7 protein-coding genes are annotated in these 7,899 nt (G+C 65.9%); 6 read left to right on the top strand and 1 reads right to left on the bottom strand.

Annotated features, from left to right (window positions below):
• From ACRDT3_RS12525 to ACRDT3_RS12500, 6 genes are all read left to right on the top strand, one after another.
• A partial coding sequence (locus tag ACRDT3_RS12525) for a carboxylesterase family protein (RefSeq protein WP_431493290.1) occupies positions 1-1,329 on the top strand: 1,329 nt, incomplete at its 5' end.
• 146 nt (positions 1,330-1,475) lie between these two features.
• Positions 1,476-2,360 (top strand): VOC family protein, encoded by an 885-nt coding sequence (locus ACRDT3_RS12520; protein WP_431493289.1) that lies wholly within the window; start codon positions 1,476-1,478, stop codon positions 2,358-2,360.
• A gap of 41 nt (positions 2,361-2,401) precedes the next feature.
• A complete protein-coding gene (locus tag ACRDT3_RS12515) occupies positions 2,402-3,292 on the top strand; it encodes a fumarylacetoacetate hydrolase family protein (protein WP_431493288.1) in 891 nt (296 codons plus the stop codon).
• 50 nt (positions 3,293-3,342) lie between these two features.
• The gene (locus ACRDT3_RS12510) at positions 3,343-4,971 is read left to right on the top strand and encodes an FAD-dependent monooxygenase (RefSeq protein WP_431493287.1); all 1,629 of its coding nucleotides are present in this window, start codon (positions 3,343-3,345) and stop codon (positions 4,969-4,971) included.
• Positions 4,964-5,635 (top strand): GntR family transcriptional regulator, encoded by a 672-nt coding sequence (locus ACRDT3_RS12505; protein ID WP_431493286.1) that lies wholly within the window; start codon positions 4,964-4,966, stop codon positions 5,633-5,635. Before ACRDT3_RS12510 ends, ACRDT3_RS12505 begins: the two co-directional genes overlap by 8 nt.
• Positions 5,636-5,709: 74 nt before the next feature.
• Positions 5,710-6,576, top strand: coding sequence for an SDR family oxidoreductase (locus ACRDT3_RS12500; protein ID WP_431493285.1), 867 nt, complete (start codon positions 5,710-5,712; stop codon positions 6,574-6,576).
• Here the strand turns inward: ACRDT3_RS12500 and ACRDT3_RS12495 are convergent.
• Positions 6,573-7,751 carry a glycerate kinase gene (locus tag ACRDT3_RS12495; protein ID WP_431493284.1) on the bottom strand — a complete coding sequence of 393 codons (1,179 nt, stop codon included), beginning with the start codon at positions 7,749-7,751 and terminating at the stop codon, positions 6,573-6,575. The genes ACRDT3_RS12500 and ACRDT3_RS12495 overlap by 4 nt on opposite strands.
• Positions 7,752-7,899 lie beyond the last annotated feature (148 nt).

Genomic DNA, 7,899 nt, shown 5'->3' with positions numbered 1-7,899 from the left:
GGTGAGCTCGGTGAAGTCACCGAGCTCACCGAAGCGGCACCGGCCATCTTCCCGCAGACCCCGGGCTCGCTGGATTGGCTACTGGGCCCGGCCCTGCAGGAACTGCCGCAGTCAGAAGATGCGTTCCAGATTGCAGTTTTCGCACCCGAGGGCGCCAAGGGCCTGCCGGTGATGGTTTTCCTGCCCGGCGGCGGCTTCGTTTCCGGTGCGGGTACCGTGCGCTGGTACGACGCGCAGAACTTCGCCGAAAAGCAGAACTGCGTTGTCGTCATGGTCAACTACCGCATTGGCTTGCTGGCCCATCGCCAGCAAGTAGGCGGCGGCAACCTGCCAGTTGAGGAACTGCTGCTGGCGCTGAAATGGGTGCAGCGCAATATTTCCCAGCTCGGCGGCAACGCGCAACAGGTCACCTTGGCCGGGCAGTCCGCGGGTGCTTTCTGGGCCCTCGTCTTGGCTCAGCTCGATGAGACTCGCGGCCTATTCCAGCGCTTGTACCTCGGCTCACTGTCCTACCAACCGCCAATGAACCAGGTCATGGCCGATGAACGCAATGAGGTGATCGCCCAAGCACTGGGCGAGACCACCGTGGAGCAGGCGAGCACCGAGCAGCTTCTGGCTGCCGGCGGTGCGGTGGCCAAGGCCTGGGCAGGGCGCGGTCTTGGCCTCTACCCGAGCGCTGGCGATACTGTTCCGGCTAATCTCTTCGAGGTCCGCCAGGCAGTTTCCCGCCTGCATGTGGAGCAGGTGCTGCTTTCGCATACCGCTGATGAGGCCAGTGCCTTTATCGGTATGGCTCCCGAGCAGGCATTCAGCTTCGATGCCGTCCGCGGATTCATCGCAGGGAACTTCACCCAGCCCGAGGGCGTCTTCAAGGCGCTCTTGGCTGATGCGCCCACGGCCACCGGCAAGCAACTGATGATCAAGGCGATGAGCCTGCACCAGATCCAGCTCTACGCCACCGAGTTCGCCGACGCGGCCGCAGGCAACGGCACCCAGGTGCAGTTGCTGGGTTTCGAAGTCCGCTCGCCGTTGCCCAACGCGGGCAGCGCGCACTGCTTCGAACTGCCGTTCCTCTTTGATAATCGCGATGCCTGGCACGATGCACCGATGCTCAACGGCCTGCCGGAAGAAACCTTCAATGCCGCGGCGGCTCAGCTCAGCGGTGCGGTGGGCTCATTCGTGCGCAGCGGAACGACCAGGAACACAGCCGGGAGGGCACTACCGGTCCATGAAGCCGGCGCCGCCTCGATGACTGCGTTGGCCGAATCCGGGCTGGTTGAACGCCAGATCGATCGCCGCTTTGCGGCCAAGCGCCAGGTTATGGCCTAGCCTTTGCGAGTCCGTTCTGCGATTTTCCAATTCAGCCGGCCGGACGCGCAAATTTCTTCCTCGAAAACACTAGACAATCTAACTTAAAGTAAATAATCTAATTATCTAGACCACAATATTTTTGTCAGCTGCAGAAGGGATCCACCATGGCTTGGGGATTAATCAGGGAAATGGGCCACGTGTCCATCCAGACCAATGACATCGAAGGATCCATTTTCGACGCCACGCAACTGCTCGGCCTGCGCGTCACCGAACGCACCGCCAACGAGGCCTACCTCGCGGCCAATTCGGTGCACCACGAGCTGACCTACGTCGAGTCCGAGGTCAACGGCATCCATTCGCTGGGGTTGATCGCGCAGAACGGCGACGCGCTGCGCGAGATCCGCAAGCGCGTAGCCGACGAAAACTTCAGAATCGTCTCCGAAACCCCGGTATCCGCCGGCGTGCAGGACGGCTTCTCGTTCATCGGCCCCGAAGGCTGGATCTTCGAGGTCTACACCGGCATGCAGCACAACGACCGCGGCCTGCTCTCTTTCGGCCCGGACCGCTACGGCCACATCAACCTCCACCCGCGCGACGTGCGCTCAATGATGGAATTCCTGCGCCGCATCTTCGACTTCCGGCTCTCGGATGTCATCGGCGATGACTTCGCCTACTTCATGCGCTGCAACCCGGACCACCACGGCATCGCGCTGATCAAGGGCCAGGGCACCTTCCACCACCACGCCTGGCAGGTCCAGTCGATCGGCGACCTGGCCAAGCTCGGCGACCGCCTGGGCGCGGCCGGCCGCGAACTGATCTGGGGCCCGGTCCGCCACGGCGCCGGCCACAACATCGCCGCCTACTACGTGGAAACCTCCGGCGCGGTCGTCGAGCTCTACACCGATTTGGAACAGATCTACGACGATGCGCGCGACCCGGTTATCTGGGGCGAAGACGAGAACTGGTGGAACATGTGGGCCAACCGCCGCACCGAGGACTTCCGCACCTTCGGCATCCCGACCGTCACCGAACTGAAGACCTTCATCTAACCCGCAACGCATCGCGAACACTTTCGAAAGGCAACACCACCATGCAGTACGTATCCTTCAAGGCAGCTAACGGCACCGAGACCTGGGGCGTGTCCATCGACGGCACCGTCCACGACCTGGGCCCAACCGGCAAGAACCTCGCGGCCAGCACCCGCGACGCCATCGAAAAGGGCATCTTCGGCACGCAGCTGGATCTTTCCGGCGCGCCGGCGATCGCCGAGACCGACATCGAATTCCTGCCAGCGGTGACCAACCCGGGCAAGATCATCTGCATCGGCGTGAACTACCTGGCCCACCAGGAAGAGTCGGGCAAGACCGGGCAGACCGCGCCGACCGTGTTCACCCGCTTCGCCGATTCGCAGATGGGCCACCTGGCGCCAGCGGTGAAGCCGACCACCACCACCAAATTCGACTACGAGGGCGAAATGGCGCTGGTGATCTCCAAGGAAGCCTTCCGCGTGCAGAAGGAAGACGCATGGGATCACATTGCCGGCTACGCCTGCTACAACGATTTCTCCGTCCGCGACTGGCAGAAGGCCGCCAGCCAGTGGATCCCGGGCAAGAACTTCCCGGGCACCGGGGGGTTCGGCCCCTACCTGGTTCCAGCAGCCGACCTGGGCGACATCACCACCGCAGTGCTGGAAACCCGGGTGAACGGCGAAGTGCGCCAGCAGGCTCCGGTAGCCAACCTGGTCTTCGACATCCCGACCCTGATCAACTACGTCACCGGCTTCACCAAGCTGAATCCGGGCGACGTGATCGTCACCGGCACCCCGGGCGGGGTGGGCCTGTTCTACGGGCCGGAGGGCCTGATCAACCACGGCGACGTAGTGGAGGTCGAGATCACCGGCTTGGGCATCCTGCGCAACACCGTGGCCGACGAGGCCTCGCTGCTGGCTGGTGCGGAAGCAACCGCTGGCGCCAGCGCGTAGTCTCGCACCACCCCCAAGAAGCACGAACTGCAAGAAGGAAGTAGCGGGCAGTGGCACAGTCTCATGAAATCGACGTCCTGGTCATCGGCTCGGGCCCCACGGGCCTGACCGCCGCCAACCTGCTGGCCGATGCCGGCCTGCAGGTGGCACTGGTCGAGAAGAACCCGGGCAGCGGCGACGAGCCGCGCGCCATCAGCGCCACCGATGAGACCCTGCGCGTCATGGCGCACCTGGGGATCATGGACGAGCTGGGCCCGCAGATGCTCATGGACACCGGTGCCCGCTACTTCGGCTTGGGCGGCAAGGTCATTGCCGATGTGCGCCCGGGCAACCCGCGCCTGGGCCAGCCCGGCAAGAGCCAGTTCGACCAGCCGATCCTCGAAGGCCTGCTCTACGAGGCAGCCACCCTGCGTCAGAACCTGGCCCTGCACTATGCCACCTCGGCCACCAGGATCGAGCAGCACGACGACCACGTCATCGTGCACGCTATCCGCACCGGCGCAGCCACCAGCGGCTTCAACGGCGCGAAAGCAGGCGACACCGGCCAAGATCCCTACGCTGCTGCGCAGGGCGGAGAAACCGCGCTGGAATTCAAGGCCAAGTGGGTGCTGGCCTGCGATGGCGGCAAGTCCTTCACCCGCCGCGAGCTGGGCATCGGGTTGCAGGGTTCCACCCAGACCGAACGCTGGATCGTGGTGGACCTGCTGGACGTGCCCGGGAACCCGGAACCTTTCGCTTCCTTCCACTGCAATGGGCAGCGCCCGGCCGTGGTGGTGCCCGGAGTGGGCGGCCGCCGCCGCTACGAATTCATGCTCTTCGACCACGAAGACGGCGAGCAGATGAGCTCGCCGGCCTCCATCACCAAGCTCATCTCCGGCTTCCAGGACACCAGCGTGGTCACCATCCGCCGCGCCGCGGTCTACACCGCGCACCAGCGCATCGCCGAACGCTACCGCGAAGGCCGGGTGCTGCTGGCCGGCGACGCCGCGCACCTGATGCCGCCCTTCGCCGGCCAGGGCCTGAATGCCGGCATCCGCGATGCCGCGGCCATTTCCTGGCGCCTGGCCGCGGTCATCACCGGCGAAGCTGCCGAATCGATCATCGATGACTACGAGAGCGAGCGCCGCCCGCACGCGGCAGAAATGGTCAAGCTCTCCAAGCGCATCGGCTGGGTGGTCATGAATACCAACCCGCTCATCACCCGCATCCGCGATGCGGTGGTCATCGGCACCCGGATCATCCCGCCATTGAACCGCTGGCTGACCGGCATGCGCTTCCTCAAGCAGCCGCACTACACCACCGGCACCGTGATTGCCCCGCTGGCCGGGGTTCCGCACCTGGCGCAGGACTTCGCCGGACGCATGCTCCCGCAGCCCGAGGTGAACGCCAACGGCGCGATCACCAAGCTTGATGACCTGCTTTCCGAGGGCTGGAACACCATCGAGGTGGCCGCTGGCCACCAGCTGGTCTTCACCAGCCAGGACGGCAGCACCGTCACCGCCACGGACACCTCGCGCGCCTTCGATGCCGCCACCGGCACCGTCCTGCTGATCCGCCCGGACTACTATGTCGCAGGCATTGCACCATCCAAGGACCGCGACAAGCTGCTCGGGGAACTGAGCGCCAAGGCCACCGTGCTGGCTGGCTTCGGGACGGCAAGGCAAGGAACCCGTGGCTAGGCCGGCCGAAGCAGCGCTATCCGGAATCCGCGAGGCCATCCTCGATGGCGCGTGGATGCCCGGCGAGCGCCTTGCTCCCCCGCATCTGGCGCAGCGCTTCTCCACCAGCACCACCGTCATCCGCGAATCGCTCACCCGCCTGGCCGGCGAGGGCCTGGTGGCGGCGATCCCCAATCGCGGATTCTTCGTTCCGGAGCTGAACCTGCGCCAGTTGCGCGACCAGACCGAGCTGCGTTGCGTCACCGAAGAGCTGGCCGCCACGCTTGCGATCGAGCGCGGCGACCTGGAATGGGAATCGGCGCTGATTGCCGCGCACTACAGGCTGGCCAAGGCGCCGCGTCGCCAGGCCGGGAACCCTGCGCAATTCACCGCCCAGTGGGGCAGGGCGCACCGTGACTTCCACCAGCTGCTGCTCGCCCCTTGCGCCTGCCCGCCGATTCTCGATCTGTCGGCCAACCTGGCCAATTCCACCCTGCTCTACCGCCGCTGGGCCGCGGCTTCCGAAGCGGCCACGCATCGGAATGTGGAGGCCGAGCACGAAGGCTTGCTCCAGGCGGCCTTGGATCGCGATGCCGGGGATCTCGGCGAGCGCCTGCGCGCCCACTATGAGGCAACGGCCCAGGTGATCCTCGATGCCGGCCTGCTGAAGCTGGAAAATTCCTAGCCTTGCCCTACCGCGTGCTCCCCGCTTCGCCTAGGCTTGCACGTACCGCAGGAGCAGACGGGGAGTGATCGGCCATGGGACCCACGCAACGCATTGCAGTCACCGGCTCCACCGGAGCTCTCGGCGCCCTGGTGGCCCGGAACCTAGCCCAACGCGGGATCTCCCAGAGGCTGCTGGTGCGCACTGCTTCGAAGGCCCCGGAGTTGCCCCAGGCCGAGGTCCGGCAATTCGATTATGCCGACCAGGCCTCCAGCCGCGAAGCCCTGGACGGTGTCGAGGTGCTCTTCATGGTCTCTGCGCCCGAGGGCCCGCGCCGGCTGGATCTGCACCGCTCCTTCATCGACGCCGCCAAGGACGCCGGGGTCAAGCAGGTTGTCTACACTTCCTTCGCCGCTGCCGCACCCGATGCGCAGTTCACTCTCGCCCGCGAGCACCACGCCACCGAGCAATACCTCCGGGACTCCACAATGCGCTGGACCTTCCTGCGCGACAGCTTCTACCAGGACCTCATGCCGCATCTTGTCGGGCCGGACGGGATCATACGCGGGCCGGCAGGCGAGGGACGCTTCGTTCCAGTCGCCCGAGCCGATGTGGCGCGGGCCGCGGCGGCAGTGCTCGCAGCTCCCGCAGAGCATGCCAGCGCCACCTACGAGCTGACCGGGCCCCAATCTCTGGACATGGCCGATGTGGCACGCATCCTCAGCGAATCAGGCGGCAAGGAGATCGTGTTCCTGGATGAAACTGCCGAAGAGGCCTACGCCTCGCGTGCGGCCTTTGGCGCCCCCGACTGGCAGCTTGATGCCTGGGTCAGCACCTACACGGCCATCGCCAGCAATGCGATGTCCAGGGTGAGCAACCACGTCGAGATCCTCACCGGTACGGCTCCCCTGGCCCTGGAGCAGTTCCTGCAGTCCGCGAGGGCGGACGGCGCCGCTTCCTAGCGCAGGTAGGTGCGCGCCACGCTGAAGGCGGTGCGCTCCACCAGGGACAAGGCATCCGCGGAAAGCTCGGCGAGGGTTGCCGGACCCGGGGCGATGGAATAGGCGGCCAGGATCCCGGACTCAGCCAGCTCGTCATCCGACAGGTCCACCGACCCGGCGACCACGATCACCTCAGACCGTTCGCCGGCGGCCTGCAGCACCCCGGAAACCACCTTCCCGTCCAGCGACTGCGAGTCCAGGCGCCCTTCTCCGGTCAGCACCAGATCCGCCCCCTGCAGGATTCCGTGGGCGCCGAGCACGTGCGCCACCAGCTCCCAGCCGGGCACCAGATCCACCTGGAAGTAGGACCCGAGGCTGATGGCCAGGCCGCCGGCGGCGCCCATGCCCGGCTGGTCGCGCAGCATGCGCCCGGTATCGGCTTCCAGCACGTCGGCCAGCCGGGCCAGGCCGGCGTCAAGGACTTGCACCTCGTCCTTGCTGGCACCTTTTTGCGGGCCGAAAATCGCTGCCGCGCCCTTGGCCCCCAGGAGCGGATTGGTGACATCGCAGGCGATCTGCCATTGGACGTTGGCCGCACGCGGGTCGAGCCCGGAGACGTCTATCGCGGAAAGTCCGTTCAGCGCGCCGCCGCCAGCGGGCAGCTTCGCGCCCGCGCTGTCGAGGAAGTTGGCACCCAGCGCAGCGAGCAACCCGGTGCCGCCATCGGTGGTGGCTGAACCGCCCAGGCACAAGATGATTTGGTTGACCCCAAGTTCCAGGGCCCGGGAAACCAGCGCACCCAGGCCGTAGGTGGTGGCCCCCAGCGGCTGGCGCTCGACGTCGCTGACCTGGGGCAGCCCGGCGGCTTCAGCGGCTTCGACAACGGCAATCTTCCCATCGGCAGACAGCCCCAAGCGGGAAACGACGGGGCGCCCCAGGGCGTCGGTAGTCTGCACGCTAATCGCTTCGGTTCCCCAGGCGTCGATCAAGGCTTCGAGCGTGCCTTCCCCGCCATCGGCAAAGGGCACTGCAGTAATCTCGACATCGCGCTTGCGGCTGGCTGCCCCCTTGGCGAAACCGTCGGCCAAGGCCGCGGCCACTTCGCTCGCCCGCGCACTGCCCTTGAAGGAATCAGGCACAATGGCCACGTTCAGGGGACGGGTAGTTGCCGGCGCTGGATTCTGCATTGAAGTCATGCTTCCCACCTTAGGGAGGTCCGCTGCGTGGGCCTATGGCGATTTGACCGAAGTTGGCGCCGAGCGGCGCGCGGATCTATGTGCATTTCGCCCAACCGCTTCTCGGGCGAGCGGTGCCGAAGCATCGAATATGCGTAGCTGGGCCAAA

Source organism: Glutamicibacter sp. (genome assembly GCF_050701915.1).
In the GTDB taxonomy this organism is placed as follows: domain Bacteria; phylum Actinomycetota; class Actinomycetes; order Actinomycetales; family Micrococcaceae; genus Glutamicibacter.
The sequence above is the reverse complement of the archived record's forward strand: the minus strand, read 5'-3'. Positions and strand labels throughout refer to the sequence as shown.

What these genes read in the sequence shown, in the direction of transcription:
- ACRDT3_RS12520 (WP_431493289.1), top strand. Translation starts at nt 1,476, where the DNA reads ATGGCTTGGGGATTAATCAGGGAAATGGGCCACGTGTCCATCCAGACC.
- ACRDT3_RS12515 (WP_431493288.1), top strand. Translation starts at nt 2,402, where the DNA reads ATGCAGTACGTATCCTTCAAGGCAGCTAACGGCACCGAGACCTGGGGC.
- ACRDT3_RS12500 (WP_431493285.1), top strand. Translation starts at nt 5,710, where the DNA reads ATGGGACCCACGCAACGCATTGCAGTCACCGGCTCCACCGGAGCTCTC.
- ACRDT3_RS12495 (WP_431493284.1), bottom strand. Translation starts at nt 7,751, where the DNA reads ATGACTTCAATGCAGAATCCAGCGCCGGCAACTACCCGTCCCCTGAAC.